This window comes from Enterobacter cloacae complex sp. R_G8 (assembly GCF_024599795.1).
Taxonomy (GTDB): Bacteria; Pseudomonadota; Gammaproteobacteria; order Enterobacterales; family Enterobacteriaceae; genus Enterobacter; species Enterobacter dissolvens.
In genome coordinates, this window is the sequence record NZ_CP102246.1 from 4,746,038 (window position 1) to 4,772,147 (window position 26,110).

The window sequence follows — 26,110 nt, forward strand, 5'->3', positions numbered from 1 at the left end:
GACAGAAAGTGTCACTCGCAACACGCTTTTCGGTTTTTTTTTATTAAACAATATCACCGACAACCGTGTGGATTTGCGTTATACTTGCCCTCTTTTTCGGCGCTCTGCCGTCATTTTGCTGGCACTTTCCAGCGTGTTATGCACTTTTTGAGGATACCCCTATGCAACTTCCACACTGCCCGAAATGCAATTCTGAATACACCTATGAAGATAATGGCATGTTCATCTGCCCGGAATGCGCTCACGAATGGAATGACGCAGAGCCGTCACACGATGCCGACGCGCTGATCGTTAAAGATGCTAACGGTAATCTGCTGGCCGATGGCGACAGCGTTACCGTGGTGAAAGACCTGAAGGTGAAAGGCAGCTCTTCCATGCTGAAGATCGGTACCAAAGTGAAGAATATCCGTCTGGTTGAAGGCGATCATAATATCGACTGCAAAATTGATGGCTTTGGTCCGATGAAACTGAAATCCGAGTTTGTGAAAAAGAACTGATTTACCCGCCCGGTGGCGCTTCGCTTACCGGGCATACAACCACTACACTTAATGGGCTTTTCTTACGTGAGGTAAAGATTATGCCGTTAAGTCCCTACATCTCTTTCGCCGGTAACTGTGCAGAGGCAACCGCCTATTATCAGCAGGCCGTCGGCGCAGAGCTCCTCTACAAAATCACCTTCGGCGAAATGCCCAAAGGCGATAACAGCGAAGAAGGCTGTCCGTCTGGTATGCAGTTCCCGGATTCCGCTATTGCCCATTCCAACGTTCGTATTGCGGGCAGCGATATCATGATGAGCGATGGCCTGCCGCCGGGCAGCAAAGCGCAGTACGCCGGGTTCACGCTGGTTCTCGACACTCAGGATGTCAATGAAGGCAAACGCTGGTTCGACAATCTCGCGGATGGCGGAAATATTGAAATGGCCTGGCAGGAGACCTTCTGGGCACACGGTTTCGGTAAAGTCACCGACAAATACGGTGTGCCGTGGATGATTAACGTCGTTAAGCAACAGCATTAATTTTCTGGCGGTGGGCAGTCTGCCTCCGCCTGTCATCAAACTCCGCTCAACTCTTCAAACTCCCGCAACCTGCACTTAACCCAAATGTCACATTGATGCGCCAGCATGAGGCCACATTTATTGTGAGGCCCAGCATATGCAAACCGTCATCCGCGTCGAGAAACTGAGCAAGACCTTTCATCACAACAAGGCTCTGCATGCCGTTGATCTGACCGTCCAGCAGGGCGACATGGTGGCGCTGCTGGGGCCATCCGGTTCAGGTAAATCCACCCTTCTGCGTCACTTAAGCGGCCTGATTACCGGCGATAACACCCCGGAAAGCCACGTCGAGTTGCTGGGCAACACCGTACAGCGTGCAGGGCGACTGGCGCGGGATATCCGCAAAAGCCGCGCGCAGACAGGGTACATCTTCCAGCAATTTAATCTGGTAAATCGACTGACGGTGCTGGAGAACGTGCTGATTGGCGCGCTCGGTAGCACCCCATTCTGGCGCACCTGTCTGCGCTGGTTCTCCCCATTACAGAAGCAAGAGGCGTTGCGTGCGCTCACCCGCGTAGGCATGGCTCACTTCGCTCATCAGCGCGTCTCCACCCTCTCCGGTGGACAACAGCAGCGCGTGGCCATTGCCCGCGCCCTGATGCAGAAAGCAAAAATCATTCTAGCCGATGAACCCATTGCCTCGCTGGATCCGGAATCGGCCCGCATCGTGATGGAAACCCTGCATGACATTAACCAGAACGACGGCATCACCGTGGTGGTGACGCTGCATCAGGTGGATTACGCCCTGCGCTACTGCGAGCGCATTGTCGCCCTGCGTCAGGGACATGTGTTCTTTGATGGCGCAAGCCACCAGTTTGATAACGAACGTTTTGACCATCTCTACCGCAGCATTAACCGTGTCGAAGAGAACGCGCAGGCTGCATAACGTCCCCACTACGAGGAATGGAAATGAGCTATAAAACGGTTGCCGCGCTGGCTTTCACCAGCATGTTCAGCATCAGCACCCTGTTAAGCCCTGCGTACGCCGAGGAGCAGGAAAAAGAGCTGAACTTTGGCATTATTTCGACGGAGTCACAGCAGAATCTGAAGCCTCAGTGGGAACCCTTCCTGAAAGATATGGAAACCAAACTGGGGATCAAAGTGAACGCCTTCTTCGCCCCGGACTACGCGGGCATCATCCAGGGGATGCGCTTTAACAAAGTGGACATCGCCTGGTATGGCAACCTCTCCGCCATGGAAGCGGTGGATCGTGCAAACGGCCAGGTCTTTGCCCAGACCGTTGCTGCCGATGGCTCCCCGGGTTACTGGAGCGTGCTGATCGTCAACAAAGACAGCCCGATCAATAACCTCAACGATATGCTCGCCAAACGCAAAGAACTGACCTTCGGCAACGGCGATCCGAACTCCACCTCAGGCTTCCTGGTGCCGGGTTATTACGTTTTCGCCAAAAACAATGCCTCTGCCAGCGACTTCAAACGCACCGTCAACGCCAGCCATGAAACCAACGCCCTGGCCGTGGCCAACAAGCAGGTGGACGTCGCCACCAACAACACCGAAAACCTCGACAAGCTAAAGACCTCCGCCCCGGACAAGCTGAAAGAGCTGAAGGTGATCTGGAAATCCCCTCTCATCCCTGGCGACCCCATTGTGTGGCGCAAAAGCCTCTCTGAAAGCACCAAGGACAAGGTGTACGACTTCTTTATGACCTACGGCAAAACGCCGGAAGAGAAAGCCGTTCTGGCGCATCTTGGCTGGGCGCCTTTCCGCCCGTCAAGCGACCTGCAGCTGGTTCCGATTCGCCAGCTGGCGCTGTTTAAAGAGATGCAGGGCGTGAAGGACAACAAAGGCCTGAAGGACGAAGAGAAGACCAGCAAAGTGGCGGCCATTCAGGCCCAGCTGGAAGACCTGGATCGCCTGACCGCCGCACTCGGTGCGATGACCAGCGTAAATAAAGCGGTGCAGTAACGCTTTTCTCCCTCTCCCTCAGGGAGAGGGAACTAAACACAAAGGAGTCAACATGCAAACCATCACCCTCCCACCGCCGAAGCGCAGCTGGTTCTCGCTGTTCAGCTGGGCCATCCTGCTGGCGGTGCTGGTTATCTCCTGGAAGGGCGCGGAGATGGATCCGCTGCTGCTGTTTAAAGACGCCGGTAACATGGCCACCTTCGCTGCCGACTTCTTCCCGCCCGATTTCAGCCAGTGGCAGGACTACCTCGGCGAAATGGCTGTCACCCTGCAAATCGCCGTCTGGGGTACCGCCCTGGCCGTTATTCTCTCCATTCCGTTTGGCCTGATGAGCGCGGAAAACATCGTCCCGTGGTGGGTTTATCAGCCGATGCGCCGCCTGATGGACGCCTGCCGCGCCATTAACGAAATGGTGTTCGCAATGCTGTTCGTGGTCGCCGTGGGTCTGGGGCCGTTCGCGGGGGTCATGGCGCTGTTCATCCACACCACCGGCGTACTCTCCAAGCTGCTTTCCGAGGCGGTGGAAGCCATTGAGCCCGGCCCGGTCGAAGGTATTCGCGCCACCGGCGCCAACAAAATTGAAGAGATCCTTTACGGCGTGCTGCCCCAGGTCATGCCGCTGCTGATCTCCTATTCGCTCTACCGCTTCGAATCTAACGTCCGTTCCGCCACCGTCGTCGGCATGGTCGGCGCAGGCGGCATTGGGGTCACCCTGTGGGAGGCGATCCGCGGTTTCCAGTTCCAGCAAACCTGCGCTCTGATGGTACTCATCATCATCACCGTCAGCCTGCTGGATTTCCTCTCTCAACGTTTGCGTAAGCACTTCATCTGAGAAGCGAGGCTTTGATTGGTATGCACTTATCCAGACATCCGACCAGTTACCCTACCCGCTGGCAAGAGATTGCAGCAAAACTCGAAGTGGAGCTGCGCACCCATTACCGCTGCGGAGACTACCTGCCAGCCGAACAGCAGCTTGCAGACCGCTATGAAGTGAACCGCCACACCCTGCGCCGCGCCATCGATCAGCTGGTTGAGCGCGGATGGGTGCAGCGCCGTCAGGGCGTCGGCGTGCTGGTGCTGATGCGTCCGTTCGACTACCCGCTCAATGCACAGGCGCGCTTTAGCCAGAACCTGCTCGATCAGGGCAGCCATCCCACCAGCGAAAAACTGCTCTCCGTGCTGCGTCCGGCCTCCAGCCATGTCGCCGATGCGCTGGGCATTCAGGAGGGTGACAACGTCGTTCATCTGCGCACCCTGCGCCGGGTCAATGGCGTGGCCGTTTGCCAGATAGATCACTACTTCAGCGACCTGAGCCTCTGGCCGGTGCTGCAACACTTCTCCAGCGGTTCACTGCATGACTTTTTGCAGGACGCCACGGGTCTTGTGCTCAAACGTACCCAGACGCGCATCAGCGCCCGCCGCGCGCAGGCGAAAGAGAGCAAGGTGCTGGAAATTCCCAACATGGCTCCGCTGCTCTGCGTGCGCACCCTCAACCACCGTGACGGCGAGATCAACGCGACGGAGTACTCCGTCAGCCTGACCCGCGCCGACATGATTGAATTCACCATGGAGCACTGAATGCATTTCGATACCTCCACCCGTCAGCGCTGGATGCGCGTCCTGGCGCACAGCCAGCCCGTTGCGCTGGCGAGTCGCATGAGCGCGCTCAACCTGACGCCAGACTATGAAACGCTCCGCGCGCCGGAAATTGGCCTGGTACAGATCCAGGCACGAATGGGCGGCACCGGGGAGCGCTTTTTCGCCGGTGATGCCGCCCTCACCCGCGCGGTCATTCGTCTGACTAGCGGCACGCTGGGCTACAGCTACGTGCTCGGTCGCGATAAACCGCACGCCGAACGCTGCGCGGTGATCGACGCCCTGCTGCAGGAACAACCCCATTTCCAGACCCTGATGGAAACCCTGATTGCCCCGCTGGAAGCCGACCTCGCCGCGCGCACTGCCGCACGTCAGGCGCAAGTCAATACCAGCCGGGTCGACTTCTTTACGCTTGTTCGCGGAGATAACGCATGACGCTTCAACCCGCTTTTACCCTGGCTGTCCAGGATGCCCAACACAGTTTTCGTCGCCTGCTGAAAGCCATGAGCGAGCCTGGCGTAATTGTCTCCCTGCATCAGCTCTCCCAGGGCTGGCTGCCGCTGAACCTGGCGACCACCAGCGTACTGCTGACTCTCGCCGACAACGATACCCCGGTGTGGCTTTCGGGGACATTATCCAATGACATCGCCAGCCAGAATCTGCGTTTTCACACTAACGCCCCGCTGGTTGAGCAGCCCCGTCAGGCGGTGTTTGCCGTTGCCGATGAGCAAATCAGCCATGAGCAGCTCAATGCCCTGAGTGAAGGCAGCGCGGTAGCACCGGAGACCAGCGCCACGCTGATCCTGCAGGTCGCCAGCCTGAGCGGTGGTCGCATGCTGCGCCTGACCGGGGCGGGGATTGCCGACGAACGCATGGTCGCGCCACAGCTGCCGGAGTGCATTATTCATGAGCTGACCGAACGCCCGCATCCGTTCCCGCTGGGCATTGACCTGATCCTGACCTGCGGCGAGCGCCTGCTGGCGATCCCGCGAACCACCCACGTGGAGGTGTGCTGATGTACGTTGCCGTCAAAGGGGGCGAGAAGGCCATCGCCGCCGCCCATGCGCTACAGGCGCACAGACGACGGGGTGATGAACAGCTTCCCGAGCTGAGCGTCGCCCAGATTGAGCAGCAGTTAAACCTGGCGGTGGATCGGGTGATGACCGAAGGCGGCGTCGCCGACCGCGAGCTGGCGGCGCTGGCGCTGAAGCAGGCCAGCGGCGACAACGTCGAAGCCATCTTTCTGCTGCGCGCCTGGCGCACCACCGTTCCCCGCCTGGCGGTAAGCGAGCCGGTCAATACGGCAGAAATGCGCCTGGAACGGCGAATTTCCGCCGTTTATAAAGACATTCCCGGCGGCCAGCTCCTTGGCCCTACGTACGACTACACCCACCGGTTGCTGGATTTTACCCTGCTGGCGAACGGCGAAACGCCGCCGCTCAGCACCACGGAGACCGGGCAGGAAGCGTCTCCGCACGTCTTTAGCCTGCTGGCAAAGCAGGGCCTGGCAAAGGCCGAAGAAGAGACCGGAGCGCAACCCGACGACATCACCCGCACGCCCCCGGTTTACCCCTGTTCCCGCTCGTCTCGCCTGCAGCAGTTGATGCGCGGCGATGAGGGCTATCTGCTGGCGCTGGCCTATTCAACACAGCGCGGCTACGGGCGTAACCACCCGTTTGCGGCGGAGATCCGCAGCGGCTATCTCGACGTCGAAATCATCCCGGAAGAGCTGGGTTTTGCTGTGAACGTCGGTGAATTGCTGATGACGGAGTGTGAAATGGTCAATGGTTTTGTCGCGCCAGAAGATGACACCCCACACTTCACCCGCGGTTACGGGCTGGTCTTCGGCATGAGCGAGCGTAAAGCCATGGCGATGGCGCTGGTAGACCGCGCCCTGCAGGCGCCGGACTACGGCGAATCCATTTCCGGCCCGGCACAGGACGAAGAGTTCGTGCTGGCCCACGCGGATAATGTCGAGGCGGCGGGCTTTGTTTCGCACCTCAAGCTGCCGCACTACGTTGACTTCCAGGCCGAACTGGAACTGCTGAAACGTCTGCAACGGGAGCGTGAAAATGGCTAACTTAAGCGGCTACAACTTTGCTTATCTGGACGAGCAAACCAAACGCATGATCCGCCGCGCCATCCTGAAAGCGGTCGCCATTCCCGGCTATCAGGTGCCGTTTGGTGGTCGAGAAATGCCGATGCCCTACGGCTGGGGTACGGGCGGCATTCAGCTTACTGCCAGCGTCATCGGTGAGTCAGACGTGCTGAAGGTCATCGACCAGGGAGCCGACGACACCACCAACGCCGTCTCGATTCGCAACTTCTTTAAGCGCGTGACGGGCGTCAACACCACCGAAAAAACCGAAGATGCGACGCTTATCCAGACCCGCCACCGCATTCCCGAAACACCTCTTACGGAAGATCAGATTCTGATTTTCCAGGTGCCGATCCCGGAGCCGCTGCGCTTTATCGAGCCGCGTGAAACCGAAACCCGCACCATGCACGCTCTGGAAGAGTATGGGGTGATGCAGGTGAAGCTGTATGAAGATATCGCCCGCTTCGGCCATATCGCCACCACCTACGCCTATCCGGTGAAAGTCAACGGGCGCTACGTCATGGATCCGTCGCCGATCCCGAAATTCGATAACCCGAAAATGGACATGATGCCTGCCCTGCAGCTGTTCGGTGCCGGGCGCGAAAAGCGCATCTACGCCGTCCCGCCCTACACCCGCGTAGAGAGTCTCGATTTCGATGACCACCCGTTCACGGTGCAGGAGTGGGACGAGCCGTGCGCCATCTGCGGCTCGAAACACAGCTATCTGGATGAAGTGGTGCTGGATGACACGGGCAAACGGATGTTTGTCTGCTCCGACACCGATTACTGCCGCCAACAGAGCGAGGCGAACAGCCAATGAAACCGCTGCTTTCAGTGAACAACCTGACCCACCTTTACGCGCCGGGCAAAGGCTTCAGCGACGTCTCGTTCGAGCTGTGGCCGGGCGAGGTGCTGGGGATTGTCGGTGAATCCGGCTCGGGCAAAACCACCCTGCTGAAGTCCATCTCCGCGCGCCTGGCCCCGCAGAACGGCGAGATTTTGTATGAGGGCGCCTCCCTCTATGGCATGAGCGAGGCTGAACGTCGCCGCCTGCTGCGCACCGAGTGGGGCGTGGTGCATCAGCATCCGCTGGACGGGCTGCGTCGTCAGGTCTCGGCGGGAGGCAATATCGGCGAACGGCTGATGGCGACCGGCGCGCGGCACTACGGCAACATTCGGGAAACCGCACAGCGCTGGCTGACCGATGTAGAGATCCCCGCCTCGCGCATCGACGATTTGCCCACCACCTTCTCCGGCGGCATGCAGCAGCGTCTGCAGATCGCCCGCAACCTGGTCACCCATCCGAAGCTGGTGTTTATGGATGAACCCACCGGTGGGCTGGACGTCTCCGTGCAGGCACGCCTGCTCGACCTGTTGCGCGGTCTGGTGGTAGAGCTGAACCTGGCGGTGGTGATTGTCACCCATGATTTAGGCGTCGCCCGCCTGCTGGCGGACCGTCTGCTGGTGATGAAGCAGGGCCAGGTGGTGGAAAGTGGGCTAACCGACCGTGTGCTCGACGATCCGCTCCATCCGTACACCCAGCTGCTGGTGTCGTCCGTGTTGCAGAATTGAGGGTGCCCCCCGGCAAAACGAACGCCGTACCTTGTAGGCCGGGTAAGCGAAGCGCCACCCGGCAAGAAAACGCCACGAGGCCAAAATGATCCACGTAGAAAATGTCAGTAAGACCTTTGTGCTCCACCAGCAAAACGGCGTGCGTCTGCCGGTGCTGCAGAATGCCTCTCTGAAGGTGAACAGCGGCGAATGCGTGGTGCTACACGGCCACTCCGGCAGCGGAAAATCGACCCTGCTGCGCTCCCTGTACGCCAACTACCTGCCGGACGAAGGCCACATTCGCATTCGCCACAACGATGAGTGGGTCGACCTGGTGCAGGCCCCCGCGCGTAAGGTGCTGGAAGTCCGCCGCTCGACGATCGGCTGGGTGAGCCAGTTTTTGCGGGTGATCCCGCGGATCTCCGCCCTGGACGTGGTCATGCAGCCGCTGCTGGATCTCGGCGTGCCGCGTGAAACCTGCGCCGCCAAAGCCGCCAGCCTGCTGACGCGCCTCAACGTCCCGGAGCGCCTCTGGCCTCTTGCCCCGTCGACCTTTTCCGGTGGCGAGCAGCAGCGCGTGAATATCGCTCGCGGGTTTATCGTCGACTACCCGATTTTACTTCTTGATGAACCCACCGCCTCGCTCGACAGCAAAAACAGCGCGGCGGTGGTGGAACTGATCGAACAGGCCAAAGCACGCGGCGCGGCGATCGTCGGGATCTTCCATGACGAGAGCGTTCGCAACCGCGTGGCAGACAGACTGCACCCGATGGGGACAAACGCATGATTATCAATAACGTAAAACTGGTACTGGAAAATGAGGTCATCGACGGCTCGATTGAGATCCGTGACGGCACGATCCGCGCGTATGCCGAAACCCGAAGCCATTTGCCCGAAGCGATGGACGGCGAAGGCGGCTGGCTGCTGCCGGGGCTGATTGAGCTGCATACCGATAATCTGGATAAATTCTTCACCCCACGCCCAAAAGTGGACTGGCCCGCCCATTCGGCGATGAGCAGCCATGACGCGCTGATGGTCGCCAGCGGCATCACCACCGTGCTGGACGCGGTGGCGATTGGTGACGTGCGCGACGGCGGCGATCGGCTGGAGAATCTGGAGAAGATGATCAACGCCGTGGAAGAGACGCAAAAGCGCGGCCTCAACCGCGCCGAACACCGCCTGCACCTGCGCTGCGAACTGCCGCACCACACCACCCTGCCGCTGTTCGAAAAGCTGGTGGACCGCGAGCCGGTCTCACTGGTCTCGTTGATGGACCACTCACCGGGGCAGCGCCAGTTCGCCAGCCTCGAAAAATACCGCGAGTATTACCAGGGCAAATATTCTCTTAACGATGTGGAGATGGCGCGCTACGAGGAAGAGCAGCTGGCGCTGGCGGCACAATGGTCACAGCCGAACCGCCTTTCGATTGCCGCGATGTGCCGGGACCGTAACATCGCGCTGGCCAGCCATGATGATGCCACGCACGACCATGTCCGCGAATCCCACCAGCTTGGTAGCGTGATCGCTGAATTTCCTACCACGTTTGAGGCGGCAGAGGCTTCCCGCGCACATGGCATGAACGTGCTGATGGGGGCTCCGAACATCGTGCGCGGCGGCTCGCATTCCGGCAACGTAGCGGCAAGCAAACTCGCCTCGCTCGGCCTGCTGGATATCCTCTCTTCCGACTACTACCCCGCCAGCCTGCTGGACGCCGCCTTCCGCGTCGCGGATGACGACAGCAACCGCTTCACGCTGCCGCAGGCGATTCGCCTGGTAACCAGGAATCCGGCATCGGCGCTGAATCTTCACGACCGGGGCGAGATAGCCGAAGGAAAACGGGCGGATCTGGTGCTGGCCCACCGTAAGGGCGAGCACATCCATATCGACCACGTCTGGCGTCAGGGAAAACGGGTGTTCTGATGGGAAGACTCATCTGGTTAATGGGGCCATCCGGCTCCGGGAAGGACAGCCTGCTGTCCGCCTTACGGCAGCGGGAACACCCGCAGCTGCTGGTCGCGCATCGCTATATTACCCGGGCGGCGAATGCCGGCAGTGAGAACCATATCGCCCTGAGCGAACAGGAATTCTTCACTCGCGCCGGGCAGAATCTGCTGGCGCTCAGCTGGCACGCCAACGGCTACTACTACGGGATTGGCATTGAGATCGACCTGTGGCTGCATGCGGGGTTTGACGTGCTGGTCAACGGCTCCCGTGCACATCTGCCCCAGGCTCGCGCCCGGTATGCCTCGGCGCTGCTGCCGGTCTGTCTGCAGGTTTCGCCGGATGTCCTGCGCAGCCGCCTGCAAAGCCGCGGACGCGAAAGCGAAAAAGAGATCGCGCAGCGTCTCGAACGCGCAGCGCGCTACACCCCGGCGGATTGCCACATCCTCAACAACGACGGAAGTTTGCTACAGTCAGTCGATAACGTTTTATCGCTTATCCGTCAGAAGGAGAAACAGCATGCCTGACTGCACGCTTCGCCCCGCCACCGCCGACGATGCACAAATCGTTTACGCGCTGATCTGCGAGTTAAAACAGGCCGAATTTGATCACCAGGCGTTTCACGCCGGGTATCTGGCCAATCTGCAGGACCACAATATGCGTTATCAGCTGGCAGAGCTGAACGGACAGGTGGTGGGTATGATTGGCCTGCATATGCAGTTTCACCTGCACCACGCCAGATGGATCGGCGAAATCCAGGAGCTGGTGGTGATGCCCGAGGCGCGTGGTCTTAAAGTGGGGAGCCAACTGCTGGCATGGGCAGAGGACATCGCGCGGCAGGCAGGCGCGGAGCTGACGGAGCTCTCCACCAGCGTCCGGCGGCTGGACGCCCACCGTTTTTATGTTCGTGAAGGGTATACGCAGAGCCATTTTCGTTTCACCAAACCGTTGTAGAGGTGCACGATGAGTCTGACGATCACGTTAACGGGCACCGGCAGTGCCCAGCTGGTCCCGGTGTTTGGCTGCGATTGCGCGGCGTGCCGCCGGGCACGTCTGCAGGATAACTATCGTCGTCGCCCCTGCAGCGCGGTGGTCAAATTCAACGATGCGGTGACGCTGCTGGACGCCGGTATTCCACACCTGATGGACGACTGGCCGGCCGGCAGCTTTCAGCAGTTTTTGCTGACCCACTACCATATGGATCACGTTCAGGGGCTGTTCCCCCTGCGCTGGGGGGTGGGTGCGACCATTCCGGTCTACGGCCCGCCGGATGAAGCCGGATGTGACGACCTGTTCAAACATCCGGGCATTCTGGATTTCAGCCATACGCTGGAGCCATTTGTGATGTTTGAGCTGCAGGGCCTGCGGGTGACGCCGCTGCCGCTCAACCACTCGAAGCTCACCTTTGGTTATCTGCTGGAGTCCGCCCACAGCCGCGTGGCGTGGCTCACTGATACTGCCGGATTGCCGGAGAAAACGGTCAAATTTCTGCTCAACAACCAGCCTCAGGCGATGATCATCGACTGTAGCCATGAACCGCGCCCGCAGACGCCGCGCAACCATTGTGATTTGAATACGGTGGAAGCGTTAAACGAGGTCATCGGCTGCCCGCAGGTGATCCTGACCCATATCAGCCATCAGTTTGACGTGTGGATGATGGATAACCCGCTGCCGCAGGGCATCGAAGCGGGGTATGACGGCATGGTGTTGGTGCTGGATTAAGTTTTCTCCCTCTCCCGTGGGAGAGGGTTGGGGTGAGGGCAACAGGCCGATCTTAACCGCGATCGTAATCGTCTTCTAACCGCCGCTCATCCTCTTCCAGGCGTCGTCTGTCGTCATCAAGCTGGCGCTGACGCTCGTCCAGACGGCGGCGTCTGTCTTCGAGCTGCCGACGGCGGTCGTCATACTGACGGCTATCAATGCGACGATTATCGTCATAACGATCGTCATCGTCGTCATCGCTGCTGCGGCTGCTGCCGGGATTATAGGCATCGTTGATCGCCTGCTGAATGTTGCCAATGGCATCATCAATCACATCGGCATGCGCCAGTTGGCTGGAGAGTGACAGCAGACCAAATAACAGAGCGGTAGAGTAACGTTTCATAAGGCCAGACTCGCAGGTGAACTGGCCTTACGGTAATGAACCGCAAACGGGAGAGGTAGCGGAGGAATCTCAAATTCTTTAGCGAGGCGACGCTTCCATTATTTGACGCGCTCGCTGTTTATTCTCTGCGACCAGCACAATCCCGGAGCATTTTTGGTCCGGAGAATGACTCCATATGCGATCTTCAGGAATACATCCTCCGTCATATATCACCTTGCTGCCATCATAAGGCCAGAATGCTCCCTGCTCTGTGTCGAGTACAAAAACAGCGACTTGGTCGGATTCACGGGCTATTTTCTGCCAGAGCATCTTTCCACCCTCATATTGCTCGAAGTCGCTGATTAAGGTCACGCCGCAATGTAAGACCAACGCTTCATAGAGACGAGTCGCCAGCCCTTTGTCTCGTTCGGCAGGATCGACGCAAATGCCTTCTACCTGGACAATGCGAGTATCTTCCCAGCATCGTTCTACTGCGATAATGTCCTTTCCCAGATGGGCTTTATGCTGTAAATCCAGAGCAGCAACAACCCGATGTCGGGGAACGCCATCAAAGGTTTCGATATCTGCTTCAATAATTGCAGCCCGGGGCGTTTGGCTATCATAAATGACATGTAACACCCGACCGGAGAGTTCAAATTCATCTACGAGCGTAAATGACCTGGCAACCGTATTCGGGCTGTATGTTGTAGGCATCACGATCATTTGTGAGTCCCCTTTTGTGAGTACCGGCATAATTCCCTTTATATCTTAATCCGCTAAATTTTGCGCAGATTAGCATCACCGACTTTACTCAGGCTCTTGATGAAATCCTAAATTCGCTGTTTAAGCGCTGATTTTCCGCAGCGCCTGCGCCAGCTGTACGCGGGTAAACGGTTTGCGCAGTAGCGCTACCTCCGGCAGCTGCGGGTTGTGCGTCGGACGTAAATCCTGCCCGCTGATCAGCAACACCGGCAGTTGCGGGTAGTGGCTGCGCACGTGGTTAATCACCTCCGCCCCGCTCAGGCTGCCCGGCAGCATCAGGTCACTGATAAACATGCCGATATCCGGCGAGGCCGCCAGCATGTTCAGTGCCTGCTCACCGCTTTCCGCTTCAAGCGTCAGGTAGCCAAGCTGATGCAATTGCTCGCACAGGGTCTGGCGAACATCGGCTTCATCTTCCAGTACCAGCACCAGCCGTTCGGTTTCTGCGGGTGCGGTGGCAGAGAGCGTTTCATCTTCAGGAACGGCGGGTAGCGTCGAGCGCGGCAGATGGAGCCGCACGGTGGTACCTTGCCCCGGTGCGCTCTCAATTTCCACTCGGCCGCCAGACTGACGCACAAAACCGTACACCATCGACAGCCCTAACCCACTTCCACTGCCGGTCTGCTTGGTGGTGAAGAACGGCTCAAAGACCCGGGATTTGACCTCCTGCGACATGCCGCTGCCGTGGTCGATCACCTCCAGCGCCACCATATCCTGTCTGCGCCCGTCGCTGCGGGTCACACGCTGGTTCCACGTGCGGATCTTAATTACCCCCGTCTGCCCCTCCATCGCATCGCGGGCGTTCATCACCAGGTTGATAATGGCGTTTTCCAGCTGGCCGACGTCTATCCACGCCGCCCAGGCCGGGGATTGTGCCTCAATCTCCAGGGTCAGGGTGGCGGGCAAGGAGTGGCGCATCAACTCTCTGAGATTCTCCAGCAGCGGTTTCATCTCTACCGCATGCGGGGTCAGGGATTGCTTGCGCGAAAACGCCAGCAGACGCTGGGTCAATAACGCACCGCGCTCGGCGGCATTGAGCGCACGGACAATACGTGGGGCATCACTGGAGGCGGGATCGGTCAGCTCCAGGCTTCCGATAATCACCGCCAGCAGGTTGTTGAAATCATGTGCCAGCCCGCCCGTCAGTTGTCCGACGGCCTTCATCTTCTGGCTGTGCAGCAGCGCCTCCTCCAGTCCCTGACGCTCAATGCGGTCGATCTCCATCTGGGAGGTTTTCTCTTTCAGCAGCCGGGTTGTGTGCTCCAGTGAAGCGGTATTGCGGGCAAAGACGTTAAACGCACGCGCCAGCTCCCCCAGCTCATCACGCCGCTGCAGCGCGGGCACCGAAACATCCTGCTCACCGTGGGCAAGACGCGACATCGCCCGGGAGATCGCCGTCAGGTTAGAGCCGAGGTTGCGGTAGATATACCAGCAGGCGCATCCGGTGATGATCAACGCCAGCACGGCGAATATGCTGATAAACACGCTGATGGACCGCAGCTCCTGGTGGCTCTGGGCAGTGCGCAGCCGGGAAGCCTCCGCCACCTGCTCAACGTACTGATTGATATCGCTGTTTAATATCGCCACCAGCGCCTTGATGTGAAACATATACCAGCTTATCGCCAGGTCACTCTCTTCGAGCTGCTTTGACAGCGGGGCAAGCCTGCGCAACTCGTCGTTGAAATCGGGCAGAACAAGATTCACAACGGGCTGCGTCGCGCGCTGGGGCAACGTTGCAGTAACGGCGTCCAGCTGCTGTAGGGTCGCGCGCGGTGAGGGGGTATCGATGGCGGCGAGAATCAGCCTGTCCATTTCCACGAGCTGCTGCGCATCCGGGATGTTGCTGCCAAACCGACGGTTAATATCCTGCAGATGGCGTAAATAGCTCTGGCTTTGATACAGCGAGCTCAGCAGCGCGTTACGCTGCAGATGGCGCCGCTGTCCGCGCTCCAGCATGCCCGTCACGCTTTGCTGTAACTCATTACTGCGACGAATAATACGCGCCACCAGCCCCGGCTCCTGCTGCGCTAAGGGCGCGTCCGCGAGCTGCTCCAGCGAGTGCCGCAGCGCCATTTGGGTCTGCTTCAGCCTCTCGGCCTCCCCTTTGTATTCCAGCGCCCCCACCACCTGTGAAAGCCGTACCGCTGCAGTGGCCACGCTGGCGGTATCACGGGCGAGGTTCATGCTGCCGGTCATGTCATCCAGCGTCTGCTGTTGAACCTGTTCCTGAATCTGGCTGGCGTGACGAAAGCCGAGTACCGCCACGCCGCTCACCATCAGCGTAACGGCGACCACCAGCAGATTGAAAATCAGCAGGCGTCCGCGGGCGCTGGCGAAAAACGGGGGGCGTGATGGCATGGATTTGGGCTCCTCTGCGATTTGGTGTCCCCTCACCCTAACCCTCTCCCACAGGGAGAGGGAAAAGAGAAATGTGACAGCGATTAACTATTCATAACTATGACAAATATGAACGGCTTCTGACATTTTGCATTTACGCACCTGTGATGAAGTGCAGATATCAACCTTCACAGGAGATCCGCCATGAGCAGAACCCCGGTACTGGAGATGCGCAGCATTGCCAAAACGTTTGGCAACTTCCACGCGCTCAAGGGTGTGGATTTGACGGTCTTTCCCGGTGAGATCCACGCGCTGATGGGCGAAAACGGCGCGGGAAAAAGCACGCTGATGAAGATCCTCGCCGGCGCCTACACCGCGACCAGCGGCGAGATCCTGATTGACGGTCAGCTGTATCACATTAAAGGCCCGAAGGATGCGCTGGCCGCAGGCATTACCCTGATCTATCAGGAGATGCAGCTCGCCCCCAACCTGACGGTTGCCGAAAACATCTTTCTTGGCAGCGAACTCTCGCGCGGCGGACTGGTGCAGCGTAAAGAGATGGCCGCCCAGGCTCAGGCGGTCATCGACCGTCTGGGTGCACACTTCAACGCCACCGACCTGGTGATGAAGCTGACTATCGCCGAACAACAGCAGGTGGAAATCGCCCGCGCGCTGCACCGTAACAGCCGCATTCTGGTGATGGATGAACCCACTGCCGCCCTCTCCTCGCGTGAAACCCATCGTCTGTTTGAACTGATCCTGCGCCTGCGGGATGAAGGGATGGCGATCATCTACATCAGCCACCGCATGGCGGAAGTGTACGAACTCTCTGACCGGGTCAGCGTCCTGCGCGACGGGCAATACGTAGGCAGCCTGACGCGCGACAAACTGAACGCGTCTGAGCTGGTGAAAATGATGGTGGGTCGCCCCTTAAGCGATCTGTTCAACAAAGAGCGTGATATTCCGCCTGGCAGCCCGCGCCTTAACGTGCATCACCTCACCGACGGTAAAAAAGTCCAGCCCTGCAGCCTGCAGGTGCGTTCCGGGGAAATCGTCGGGCTGGCGGGGCTGGTCGGTGCCGGTCGCTCCGAGCTGGCACAGCTCATCTTCGGGGTACGTAAAGCCACGGGAGGAATGATTGAAGTGGACGGTGAGCCGGTGGTGATCCACTCCCCACGCGCGGCCATTGAAAACGGGATCGGTTTTCTCACCGAGAACCGCAAGGAGCAGGGGCTGTTCCTGGAGCTGGCGGCGCAGGAGAACATCACCATGGCGACGCTGGAACGCGATGCGACCTTCGGCATGCTTAACCGCAAAAAAGCGCAGTCCATTTCTGACGATGCCATCGCCCTGCTTAACATCCGCGTGCCTCACGCCCAGGTGCGTGCGGGCGGTCTGTCAGGCGGTAATCAGCAGAAACTGCTGATCTCCCGTTGGGTGGCGATTGGCCCGCGTATTCTGATCCTCGACGAACCAACGCGCGGTGTCGACGTCGGCGCAAAAAGCGAAATCTACCGCATCATGAACCAGATGGCGCGCAAGGGCGTGGCGATTTTGATGATCTCCAGCGAGCTGCCGGAAGTGGTGGGCATGAGTGACCGCGTCTATGTCATGCGTGAAGGCAGCATCGCAGGGGAACTCCACGGACACGACATCTCTCAGGAAAACATCATGACGCTGGCAACCGGCGTGAACGACTCACATCATCAGGCGGTGCAACTATGACAACTCCAACCCATCCGCAACAGGTGGCAAAATCTGCCTCCGCCAAAAAAATGCTGATGAGCGATCTGATGCAAACGGTCGGCATTTTGCCCATTCTCATCCTGATCGTGGCGGTTTTTGGGTTTATCGCCCCCAACTTCTTTACCGAAAGCAATCTGCTCAACATTACCCGCCAGGCGTCGATCAACATCGTGCTGGCCGCAGGGATGACCTTCATCATTCTCACCGGCGGGATCGACCTCTCCGTCGGATCGATTCTGGGCACCACGGCGGTCGCTGCGATGGTGGTGTCGTTAATGCCGGAATTCGCCGGGCTTTCTATTCCCGCCGCGCTGATGCTCGGCCTGGTACTGGGGCTGTTCAACGGCGCGCTGGTGGCCTTTGCCGGACTGCCACCGTTTATTGTCACCCTCGGCACCTACACGGCATTGCGCGGTGCGGCGTACCTGCTGGCCGATGGCACGACGGTGATTAACTCGAACATCAATTTTGAGTGGATAGGCAATAACTATCTTGGCCCCGTGCCGTGGCTGGTAGTGATCGCCCTGGCGGTGATTGCGGTGTGCTGGTTTATCCTGCGCCGCACCACGCTTGGCGTTCACATCTATGCGGTGGGTGGCAACATGCAGGCGGCGCGCTTAACGGGCATCAAAGTCTGGCTGGTGTTGCTGTTTGTATATGGCATGAGCGGCCTGCTCTCCGGGTTAGGCGGCGTGATGAGTGCCTCGCGTCTCTACAGCGCCAACGGAAACCTGGGCATGGGTTACGAACTGGATGCGATTGCGGCGGTGATCCTCGGCGGTACCAGCTTCGTTGGCGGGATCGGCACGATCACCGGCACGCTGGTGGGGGCGCTGATTATCGCCACACTTAACAACGGCATGACGCTAATGGGCGTCTCCTACTTCTGGCAACTGGTGATCAAAGGGGCGGTGATCATCATTGCGGTGCTGATCGACAAATACCGTACCCGACACCATCAAAGTGCATAACAACAATACCCTACTTGAGGAAGAGAGCATGAGATTGAAGCCCTTAGTGACCGCGCTCTGTGCTGGCGCGCTGCTTGCCGCAACGCCGTTTGCGCAGGCGAAAGATCTGAAATCCATCGGCGTAACGGTGGGTGACCTGGCCAACCCGTTCTTCGTACAGATCACCAAAGGTGCCGAGCTGGAGGCGCGCAAACTGGCGGGGGATAACGTCAAAGTGACGCTGGTCTCCAGCGGGTACGATCTGGGCCAGCAGGTGGCGCAGATCGACAACTTCATTGCCGCCAAAGTGGACATGATCATTCTTAACGCCGCAGATTCCAAAGGGATCGGCCCGGCGGTAAAACGCGCGAAAGAGGCCGGGATCGTGGTGGTCGCGGTTGACGTGGCGGCAGAAGGTGCAGATGCGACGATCACCTCCGATAACACCCAGGCGGGGGAAATGGCCTGTAAGTACATTACTGACCGCCTGAACGGCAAAGGCAATGTGGTGATCATCAACGGACCGCCGGTGTCTGCCGTACAAAACCGCGTGGAAGGTTGCCAGACAGAGTTCAAAAAACACCCGGATATCAAAGTACTGTCGGATAACCAGAACGCCAAGGGCAGCCGTGAAGGGGGTCTGGAAGTCATGACCTCGCTGCTGGCGGCCAATCCGAAGATCGATGGCGTCTTCGCGATTAACGATCCGACCGCGATCGGTGCCGATCTGGCGGCGAAGCAAGCGCAACGCAACGAGTTCTTTATCGTTGGTGTGGACGGTAGCCCGGACGGAGAAGAAGCCCTGAAGCGGGAAAACTCCCTGTTTGTGGCGACGCCGGCACAGGATCCGCAGGTCATGGCGGCAAAAGCGGTTGAGATCGGCTATGACATTCTACAGGGCAAACCGGCACCGAAAGCGCCTGTGCTGATCCCGGTGACGATGATCGATAAAAAGAACGTCGGCACGTATAAGGGGTGGACGGTTAAGTAACGATTGTGCGGCCCGATGCCCTCACCCTAACCCTCTCCCACAGGGAGAGGGGACTGGGCCGACAAAAAACACAAGGAGTCCCCATGAAACGCTCCGAAATCAACGAAATCCTCGGCCACACGCGGCAGTTTTTCTCCATGCACGACGTGCATCTCCCCCCTTTTGCCAGCTTTCCGCCTACAAAATGGCAGCAGCTCGATCAGGCCGCCTGGCAGGAAGTGTTTGACCTTAAGCTCGGTTGGGACGTAACGGCCTTTGGCGGCAGCAGCTTTGCCGCGCAGGGACTCACGCTGTTTACCCTGCGCAACGGCTCCCCAAACGGCACGCCGTATGAAAAATGCTATGCCGAAAAAATCATGCACGTACGCGACGGCCAGGTCACGCCCATGCATTTTCACTGGCGCAAACGGGAGGACATCATCAACCGCGGCGGTGGAAATCTCATTATTGAGTTATGGAATGCCGGCGCCCATGAAGAGACCGAAAACACCGACGTCACCGTCACGATCGACGGTTGCCAGCAGACTCACGCCCCCGGCAGCCAGCTGCGCCTCACACCAGGGGAGAGCATATGCCTGACACCCGGCCTGTACCACAGTTTCTGGGGTGAACGCGGTTTTGGCGACGTGCTGGTGGGCGAAGTTTCATCGGTCAATGACGATGAACACGACAACCACTTTTTGCAGCCCGTTGCCCGCTATAACAACATCGAAGAAGACGAGCCGGCGGTGCTGGTGCTGTGCAACGAGTACAACCTGTTTCGGATATAAGGGGTAAATGATGCCATTGATTTCTCTTGCCGACGGTCTTGCGCACGCCAGGCAACATCGCTACGCGCTGGGCGCGTTCAACGTTCTCGACACCCACTTCCTGCGCGCCCTGTTTGCCGCGGCGAAGCAGGAGCGCTCGCCTTTTATCATCAACATCGCCGAAGTGCATTTTAAATACGTGTCGCTGGAGTCGCTTGTCGAAGCGGTTAAGTACGAAGCCGCCCGCCACGCGATCCCCGTGGTACTCAACCTCGACCACGGCCTGCACTTTGACGCCGTGGTACGCGCCCTGCGCTTAGGGTTCAGTTCCGTGATGTTCGATGGCTCGACACTGAGCTACGAAGAGAATCTTCGTCAGACGCGTGAAGTAGTGAAGATGTGTCACGCGGTGGGCGTGTCGGTGGAGGCAGAGTTAGGTGCCGTCGGTGGCGATGAAGGCGGGGCGCTCTACGGCCATGCGGATGAAGCGTACTTTACCGACCCGCAGCTGGCGCGGGAATTTGTCGATTCAACCGGTATTGACGCGCTGGCCGTCGCCATTGGCAACGCACACGGCAAATACAAAGGCGAGCCGAAGCTCGATTTCCCCCGTCTGGACGCCATTCGCCAGCAGACCGGCCTGCCACTGGTGCTGCACGGCGGCTCCGGGATCAGCGATGCTGATTTTCGTCGCGCCATTGAACTTGGTATTCATAAAATCAATTTCTATACCGGCATGTCCCAGGCCGCGCTTTCCGCCGTTGAGCAGCGTATGGCCAACCGCCAGCCGTTGTACGATGAGTTTGCCGAGCTGTTGCTGGGCATAGAAGAGGCGATTACCGATACGGTTGCCGAACAGATGCGCATCTTTGGCAGCGCGGGGCAGGCATAATGGAACGCAAAGGGATCATCGCCGCGGGCAATATGCTGGTGGATCACGTTCACCAGATCGTGCAATGGCCGGAACGCGGCTGGCTGGCAGAAATTACCCACAGCGAACGTTCCACCGGCGGCGCGCCGCTCAACGTCCTGCTGACGCTGGCGAAAATGCATGTCGGCCTGCCGCTACAGGCTGTGGGGCTGATTGGCGAAGACAGCGACGGGGATTACATTCTGGCGATGCTCGACCAGTATCACGTCAACCGGCAGCGCGTACAGCGCACCACCTTTGCGCCAACCTCCATGTCGCAGGTGATGACCGACCCCAGCGGACAGCGCACCTTTTTCCACTCACCCGGGGCCAACCGCCTGCTGGATCTCCCCGCGTTTGACCGTCTCGACGGCACAATGAAAATCTTCCACCTCGGCTACCTGCTGCTGCTCGACAGTCTGGATATGCCAGATGACGAATACGGCACCCGCAGCGCACGTCTGCTGGCGCAGATGCGCGAGCAGGGGTATGAAACCTCGCTCGATCTGGTCTCCCGCAAGGGCGATCCGCGCTATCAGCCGCTGGTCCTCCCTGCCCTGCGTCATCTCGATTATCTGGTCATTAACGAACTGGAAGCCGGAGAGTTTAGCGGCCTTGAGATGCGCGACAGCAACGACGCACCGCACGTTGCCCACATCGCTGAAGCCGCCGCGCAGCTGCTGGCGGCAGGCGTCCGGCAGCGGGTGGTGATCCACTGCCCGGAAGGCGCCTGGGGAGAAGCCGCAAACGAAGAAGGACGCTGGATCCCCTCATGGCGGCTGACGCAGGAGGAGATTATTGGCAGCGTCGGCGCGGGTGATGCCTTTTGTGCTGGCTTTTTATATGGCTGCCATGAATCGCTGCCGCTGGCAGAGAGTATTTACCTGGCGCATGCCTGCGCCCGGGCAAGCCTGCTGGCCGCGAATGCCATTGATGGAGCAAAAACGCTGGAGGAATTGACGCGCTTTATTCAGGAGAGCAACACCTAAATTAACAAAAATTGCGATTTCTGATTACAGTTCTATGAATTTTGCATAGCCGAACTACACTCTCTGCGTCTGGCACATTCGGCGTGGGCAACATATTGCCCACACGCTTTTCCGAAATGAGAGGTACAGAGGACAAGGAAAAATGTTCGCAGCAATTATCATCGCTATATTTATTATCAGTGTTATTTATGCGCATTCGCGCGGCAAAGAAAAACAGACGCTTTCCCGTCAACTTTTCGACCACTCCACCTTTATGGCGCCCATCAATATGTTTATGACGGCGTTCTCTTCGCTGCCCGCCAGACAGCCCTTTTTTGAAACCGAGCGCTTTCCGGAATTAAATAAACTGACGGAAAACTGGGAGGTCATTCGCGAAGAGGCGCTGCGTTTGCAGGATCATATTAAGGCGGCACAAAATCATAACGATGCCGGTTTTAACACCTTCTTTAAACGCGGCTGGAAACGGTTTTACCTCAAATGGTATGCCGATGCGCATCCCTCGGCTCAGACCCTGTGCCCCGTTACGACACAACTGGTGAGTGAGATCCCATCCGTGAAAGCGGCAATGTTTGCCGAACTCCCGGCGGGCGCGAAGCTCGGCAAGCATCGCGATCCCTACGCCGGCTCGGTTCGTTACCATTTAGGCCTGGTCACGCCAAATGACGATCGCTGCTTTATAGAGGTTGACCAGCAGCGCCACAGCTGGCGTGACGGTGAGGCTGTCATCTTTGATGAAACTTACGTGCACTGGGCGGAGAATAAAGCGGATCACACGCGGATTATTCTCTTCTGCGATATCGAACGTCCGATGAAATGGCGCTGGGCGCAGGCGGTTAACCACTGGGTCGGGACAACGCTGATGTCAGCGGCCAGCTCCCCCAATGACGATAACGACCGCACCGGGGGAATTAACCGTATCTTCAAATATGTGCACGCCGGGCGAGAACGCGGTCAGCGACTGAAGAAGCGCAATCGAAAACTCTATTACGCACTGAAGTACCTGGTCATCACGGCGATTTTCGCCGCGCTTATTGTCGCTGCCATAACGTAAGCACTTACGCCGCCCTATCGGGATGACAGACATCGGCGGCAAAGACGTAGCCCAGCCCGCGGATGGTTTTGATAAGCAGTGGCTGGTGAGGATTGACTTCAATTTTCCGGCGCAGGCGCATGATCAATACGTCGATAGTGCGGTCAAACACATCGGCACTTTCGCTGTGGGTCAACTCAAGCAACTGCTCGCGGCTCAGTACCCGGCGGGCATTCTGGGTAAGCGCCAGCAGCAGGCCGTATTCACCCTGGGTCAGCGGTACGGGGTTACGCTGCGGATCGATCAGCTCGCAGCGGGTGGTATCCAGCGTCCAGCCATTAAAAGCAATGCCCGCCATCCGTGGCGCGGGCGTGTCGGCCGCCAGCGCCCCGGAACGCCTGAGCACGGCTTTAACCCGGGCGACCACCACACGCGGATTAAACGGTTTGCCAATGTAGTCGTCGGCCCCCATCTCCAGCCCGACCACCACGTCAGACTCACTGCCCAGCCCGGTAAGCATCACAACCGGCAGATCCGGGCGTTGCTTTTGCAGTTGCAGCAGGACCTGCAGGCCGTTGATATCCGGCAGCATCATGTCCAGCAGGACCAGGGCAATTTCCGGTTCCTGATGAACCCGGTTCAGTGCATCCTGTCCGTTATGGCAGACGAGCACCGTAAAGACGTGCTCGCTGAGCACATCCTGCAGCAGCTCGCACACTGCCGTATCGTCATCAACCACCAGAATCGCCGGTTTCATCGCATGCTTCCGTCAGGGGATTATGTTAAGTCTGAACTATTCTGCCGTCGGCTCCAGCCAAATGGATTTTTACGTGACGGAATTACAACCCATGTCACATCCGCTGCCTTTTCGACACGTCAATTTTGACGATTGCCTGCTTTTTGTCAGGGTTTTGCCGTGAGATCGCCCGTAAAGTCGGGTGATACCCACACTGAAAACATGGCATAAAAGCTGCATTATGGCTGCGAAATGATTAACTGGAGCAGACTGATGAAAAAAGTCGTCACGGTTTGCCCTTATTGTGCCTCAGGTTGCAAGATCCACCTGGTGGTCGATAACGGCAAAATCGTCCGGGCGGAGGCCGCACAGGGAAAAACCAACCAGGGCACGCTGTGCCTGAAAGGTTACTACGGCTGGGATTTTATTAACGATACCCAAATCCTCACCCCGCGCCTGAAAACCCCCATGATCCGCCGTGAACGCGGTGGCAAGCTGGAAGCCGTCTCGTGGAACGAGGCGCTGGACTACGTCGCCACTCGCCTGAGCGCCATTAAGGCTAAATATGGCCCGGATGCGATCCAGACCACCGGGTCATCACGCGGGACGGGTAACGAAACCAACTATGTAATGCAAAAATTCGCGCGCGCCGTTATTGGAACCAATAACGTCGACTGCTGCGCTCGCGTCTGACACGGCCCATCGGTTGCAGGTCTGCACCAGTCGGTCGGAAACGGCGCAATGAGTAATGCAATTAACGAGATAGACAACACCGATCTCGTCTTTATCTTCGGCTATAACCCGGCGGATTCTCACCCGATTGTCGCGAACCACGTTATTCGCGCCAAACAGAACGGGGCGAAAATCATCGTCTGCGATCCGCGCAAAATCGAAACGGCACGTATTGCAGATATGCACATCGCGTTGAAAAACGGCTCGAACATCGCGCTGTTGAACGCCATGGGGCACGTCATTATTGAGGAGAACCTCTACGACCAGGCGTTTGTCGCCACCCGTACGGAAGGGTTTGAAGAGTATCGGAAAATTGTCGAAGGCTATACGCCAGAGTCTGTCGAAGCGATAACCGGCGTCAGCGCACAGGAGATCCGTCAGGCAGCAAGGATGTACGCCGGAGCGAAAACCGCCGCCATTCTGTGGGGCATGGGCGTGACCCAGTTCTATCAGGGCGTGGAAACCGTGCGTTCCCTGACCAGCCTTGCCATGCTGACCGGCAACCTTGGCAAGGCACACGTCGGCGTGAACCCGGTACGCGGTCAGAACAACGTGCAGGGTGCCTGCGATATGGGCGCGCTGCCGGACACCTATCCGGGCTATCAGTACGTGAAGTTCCCGGAAAACCGCGCGAAGTTTGCCAAAGCGTGGGGCGTGGAGAGTTTGCCGGAGCACACCGGGTATCGCATCAGCGAGCTGCCGCACCGGGCGGCACATGGTGAAGTGCGGGCGGCTTACATCATGGGTGAAGATCCCCTCCAGACTGACGCCGAGCTCTCTGCGGTGCGGAAAGGGTTTGAGGATCTGGAGCTGGTGATTGTCCAGGACATCTTTATGACCAAAACCGTGGCAGCGGCGGATGTGATTTTACCGTCAACGTCCTGGGGTGAGCATGAAGGGGTCTACACGGCGGCAGACCGCGGCTTCCAGCGTTTCTTTAAAGCGGTGGAGCCGAAGTGGGATCTGAAAACCGACTGGCAGATTATCAGCGAAATTGCCACCCGTATGGGCTACCCGATGCACTACAACAACACCCAGGAGATCTGGGACGAGTTGCGGCATCTGTGTCCGGACTTCTACGGTGCAACTTATGAAAAAATGGGTGAGCTGGGGTATATCCAGTGGCCGTGCCGGGATGAATCCGAAGCCGACCAGGGCACGTCGTATCTCTTTAAAGAGAAATTTGACACCCCGAACGGGCTGGCGCAGTTCTTCACCTGCGACTGGGTTGCCCCCATCGACAAGCTCACTGACGAGTATCCGATGGTGCTCTCCACCGTGCGTGAAGTGGGCCACTACTCCTGTCGTTCGATGACCGGCAACTGCGCGGCGCTGGCAGCGCTGGCGGACGAACCGGGTTATGCGCAGATCAACACCGCCGACGCTGAACGTCTTGGCATTGAAGACGAAGCGCTGGTATGGGTGAACTCGCGTAAAGGCAGGATCATTACCCGTGCGCAGGTCAGCGATCGTCCCAACAAAGGGGCGGTGTACATGACCTACCAGTGGTGGATTGGTGCCTGTAACGAGCTGGTGACGGAGAACTTAAGTCCGATAACCAAAACGCCGGAGTATAAGTACTGCGCCGTCAACGTGGAGCCGATAGCGGATCAGCAGGCGGCGGAACAGTATGTGATCGACGAATATAACAAGCTGAAAGCCCGGTTACGCGAAAGTGCGATGGGATAACGATGTTATTTAATCGATGAATAAAGGGAGTGAAATATTCACTCCCTTTTTATTTCCGCTTAACTCATTAAAAATATCAATTATTGTTCTGGAAAGCCGCTCGCAGAAACAATGTAAATTTCACGAAAGAGAATTACATCTTTGTATTTTGATTCAAATGGATAAGATGTGCGGCGGGTGCTTAAGACTTTCTGTCTTGAGCATTGTTGAGGGACAGAAAGTGGAAAGCCCCGGGGAAAT

General features: G+C 58.2%; 28 protein-coding genes. 24 read left to right on the forward strand and 4 right to left on the reverse strand.

Features of this window, described 5'->3' with window-relative positions:
* Positions 1-161 precede the first annotated feature (161 nt).
* From NQ842_RS22395 to phnP, 16 genes are all read left to right on the forward strand, one after another.
* Complete coding sequence (locus tag NQ842_RS22395) at positions 162-497, forward strand: zinc ribbon domain-containing protein YjdM (protein WP_014830329.1); 336 nt, start codon at positions 162-164, stop codon at positions 495-497.
* Between the two features lie 80 nt (positions 498-577).
* Positions 578-1,015, forward strand: coding sequence for a VOC family metalloprotein YjdN (gene yjdN, locus NQ842_RS22400; RefSeq protein ID WP_063411711.1), 438 nt, complete (start codon positions 578-580; stop codon positions 1,013-1,015).
* Positions 1,016-1,151: 136 nt separating this feature from the next.
* Positions 1,152-1,940 (forward strand): phosphonate ABC transporter ATP-binding protein, encoded by a 789-nt coding sequence (phnC, locus tag NQ842_RS22405; protein WP_047360183.1) that lies wholly within the window; start codon positions 1,152-1,154, stop codon positions 1,938-1,940.
* A gap of 23 nt (positions 1,941-1,963) precedes the next feature.
* Positions 1,964-2,980 carry a phosphonate ABC transporter substrate-binding protein gene (gene phnD / locus NQ842_RS22410; RefSeq protein WP_257256348.1) on the forward strand — a complete coding sequence of 339 codons (1,017 nt, stop codon included), beginning with the start codon at positions 1,964-1,966 and terminating at the stop codon, positions 2,978-2,980.
* A 52-nt stretch (positions 2,981-3,032) separates the two neighbouring features.
* Positions 3,033-3,812, forward strand: coding sequence for a phosphonate ABC transporter, permease protein PhnE (gene phnE / locus NQ842_RS22415; protein WP_014830325.1), 780 nt, complete (start codon positions 3,033-3,035; stop codon positions 3,810-3,812).
* 20 nt (positions 3,813-3,832) lie between these two features.
* On the forward strand, positions 3,833-4,558 hold the full coding sequence (gene phnF / locus NQ842_RS22420; protein ID WP_013095110.1) for a phosphonate metabolism transcriptional regulator PhnF: 726 nt from the start codon (positions 3,833-3,835) through the stop codon (positions 4,556-4,558).
* Positions 4,559-5,011: a phosphonate C-P lyase system protein PhnG gene (gene phnG, locus NQ842_RS22425; protein ID WP_096928762.1), complete on the forward strand. Its 453-nt coding sequence runs from the start codon at positions 4,559-4,561 to the stop codon at positions 5,009-5,011.
* Complete coding sequence (phnH, locus tag NQ842_RS22430) at positions 5,008-5,592, forward strand: phosphonate C-P lyase system protein PhnH (protein WP_014830323.1); 585 nt, start codon at positions 5,008-5,010, stop codon at positions 5,590-5,592. Before phnG ends, phnH begins: the two co-directional genes overlap by 4 nt.
* Positions 5,592-6,656: a carbon-phosphorus lyase complex subunit PhnI gene (locus NQ842_RS22435; RefSeq protein WP_058681253.1), complete on the forward strand. Its 1,065-nt coding sequence runs from the start codon at positions 5,592-5,594 to the stop codon at positions 6,654-6,656. The genes phnH and NQ842_RS22435 overlap by 1 nt, the downstream gene beginning before the upstream one ends.
* Entirely contained in the window at positions 6,649-7,494 is an 846-nt protein-coding gene (phnJ, locus tag NQ842_RS22440) for an alpha-D-ribose 1-methylphosphonate 5-phosphate C-P-lyase PhnJ (RefSeq protein ID WP_013095106.1), read from the forward strand. The genes NQ842_RS22435 and phnJ overlap by 8 nt, the downstream gene beginning before the upstream one ends.
* A complete protein-coding gene (gene phnK / locus NQ842_RS22445; protein WP_013095105.1) occupies positions 7,491-8,246 on the forward strand; it encodes a phosphonate C-P lyase system protein PhnK in 756 nt (251 codons plus the stop codon). The genes phnJ and phnK overlap by 4 nt, the downstream gene beginning before the upstream one ends.
* An 85-nt stretch (positions 8,247-8,331) precedes the next feature.
* A complete protein-coding gene (gene phnL / locus NQ842_RS22450) occupies positions 8,332-9,012 on the forward strand; it encodes a phosphonate C-P lyase system protein PhnL (protein ID WP_257256349.1) in 681 nt (226 codons plus the stop codon).
* Positions 9,009-10,145 (forward strand): alpha-D-ribose 1-methylphosphonate 5-triphosphate diphosphatase, encoded by a 1,137-nt coding sequence (phnM, locus tag NQ842_RS22455; protein WP_257256350.1) that lies wholly within the window; start codon positions 9,009-9,011, stop codon positions 10,143-10,145. The genes phnL and phnM overlap by 4 nt, the downstream gene beginning before the upstream one ends.
* Positions 10,142-10,693 (forward strand): ribose 1,5-bisphosphokinase, encoded by a 552-nt coding sequence (gene phnN / locus NQ842_RS22460; protein ID WP_096928758.1) that lies wholly within the window; start codon positions 10,142-10,144, stop codon positions 10,691-10,693. The genes phnM and phnN overlap by 4 nt, the downstream gene beginning before the upstream one ends.
* The gene (gene phnO, locus NQ842_RS22465; RefSeq protein WP_014830318.1) at positions 10,686-11,120 is read left to right on the forward strand and encodes an aminoalkylphosphonate N-acetyltransferase; all 435 of its coding nucleotides are present in this window, start codon (positions 10,686-10,688) and stop codon (positions 11,118-11,120) included. The genes phnN and phnO overlap by 8 nt, the downstream gene beginning before the upstream one ends.
* A 9-nt stretch (positions 11,121-11,129) precedes the next feature.
* Positions 11,130-11,888 carry a phosphonate metabolism protein PhnP gene (gene phnP, locus NQ842_RS22470; protein ID WP_046889693.1) on the forward strand — a complete coding sequence of 253 codons (759 nt, stop codon included), beginning with the start codon at positions 11,130-11,132 and terminating at the stop codon, positions 11,886-11,888.
* Between the two features lie 52 nt (positions 11,889-11,940).
* Here the strand turns inward: phnP and yjdP are convergent, their stop codons facing one another.
* From yjdP to NQ842_RS22485, 3 genes are all read right to left on the reverse strand, one after another.
* Positions 11,941-12,270, reverse strand: coding sequence for a DDRRRQL repeat protein YjdP (gene yjdP, locus NQ842_RS22475; RefSeq protein ID WP_047360190.1), 330 nt, complete (start codon positions 12,268-12,270; stop codon positions 11,941-11,943).
* Positions 12,271-12,348: 78 nt separating this feature from the next.
* The gene (locus NQ842_RS22480) at positions 12,349-12,972 is read right to left on the reverse strand and encodes an N-acetyltransferase (RefSeq protein ID WP_063411718.1); all 624 of its coding nucleotides are present in this window, start codon (positions 12,970-12,972) and stop codon (positions 12,349-12,351) included.
* A 120-nt stretch (positions 12,973-13,092) separates the two neighbouring features.
* Positions 13,093-15,369 carry a hybrid sensor histidine kinase/response regulator gene (locus NQ842_RS22485; protein WP_257256352.1) on the reverse strand — a complete coding sequence of 759 codons (2,277 nt, stop codon included), beginning with the start codon at positions 15,367-15,369 and terminating at the stop codon, positions 13,093-13,095.
* Positions 15,370-15,552: 183 nt separating this feature from the next.
* Here NQ842_RS22485 and NQ842_RS22490 point away from each other — a divergent pair, with 183 nt between their 5' ends.
* The 7 genes from NQ842_RS22490 (at position 15,553) to lpxO (ending at position 22,734) form a co-directional block, all read left to right on the forward strand.
* Complete coding sequence (locus NQ842_RS22490) at positions 15,553-17,073, forward strand: sugar ABC transporter ATP-binding protein (RefSeq protein ID WP_257256353.1); 1,521 nt, start codon at positions 15,553-15,555, stop codon at positions 17,071-17,073.
* On the forward strand, positions 17,070-18,065 hold the full coding sequence (locus NQ842_RS22495; RefSeq protein WP_014830313.1) for a ribose ABC transporter permease: 996 nt from the start codon (positions 17,070-17,072) through the stop codon (positions 18,063-18,065). Before NQ842_RS22490 ends, NQ842_RS22495 begins: the two co-directional genes overlap by 4 nt.
* 28 nt (positions 18,066-18,093) lie before the next feature.
* Positions 18,094-19,035 (forward strand): ABC transporter substrate-binding protein, encoded by a 942-nt coding sequence (locus NQ842_RS22500; RefSeq protein ID WP_046889698.1) that lies wholly within the window; start codon positions 18,094-18,096, stop codon positions 19,033-19,035.
* Positions 19,036-19,118: 83 nt separating this feature from the next.
* Positions 19,119-19,805, forward strand: coding sequence for a D-lyxose/D-mannose family sugar isomerase (locus tag NQ842_RS22505; RefSeq protein ID WP_046889699.1), 687 nt, complete (start codon positions 19,119-19,121; stop codon positions 19,803-19,805).
* Positions 19,806-19,815: 10 nt separating this feature from the next.
* Positions 19,816-20,676, forward strand: coding sequence for a ketose 1,6-bisphosphate aldolase (locus NQ842_RS22510; protein WP_063411721.1), 861 nt, complete (start codon positions 19,816-19,818; stop codon positions 20,674-20,676).
* Entirely contained in the window at positions 20,676-21,683 is a 1,008-nt protein-coding gene (locus NQ842_RS22515) for a carbohydrate kinase family protein (RefSeq protein ID WP_046889700.1), read from the forward strand. The genes NQ842_RS22510 and NQ842_RS22515 overlap by 1 nt, the downstream gene beginning before the upstream one ends.
* Before the next feature lie 142 nt (positions 21,684-21,825).
* Positions 21,826-22,734, forward strand: coding sequence for a lipid A hydroxylase LpxO (lpxO, locus tag NQ842_RS22520; protein WP_046889701.1), 909 nt, complete (start codon positions 21,826-21,828; stop codon positions 22,732-22,734).
* Between the two features lie 4 nt (positions 22,735-22,738).
* On the opposite strand, the gene NQ842_RS22525 is transcribed toward lpxO, so the two are convergent.
* Entirely contained in the window at positions 22,739-23,470 is a 732-nt protein-coding gene (locus NQ842_RS22525; protein WP_257256354.1) for a response regulator, read from the reverse strand.
* 252 nt (positions 23,471-23,722) lie between these two features.
* Here NQ842_RS22525 and fdhF point away from each other — a divergent pair, with 252 nt between their 5' ends.
* Positions 23,723-25,870 carry a formate dehydrogenase subunit alpha gene (gene fdhF / locus NQ842_RS22530; protein WP_257256355.1) on the forward strand — a complete coding sequence of 716 codons (2,148 nt, stop codon included), beginning with the start codon at positions 23,723-23,725 and terminating at the stop codon, positions 25,868-25,870.
* Positions 25,871-26,110: the final 240 nt, after the last annotated feature.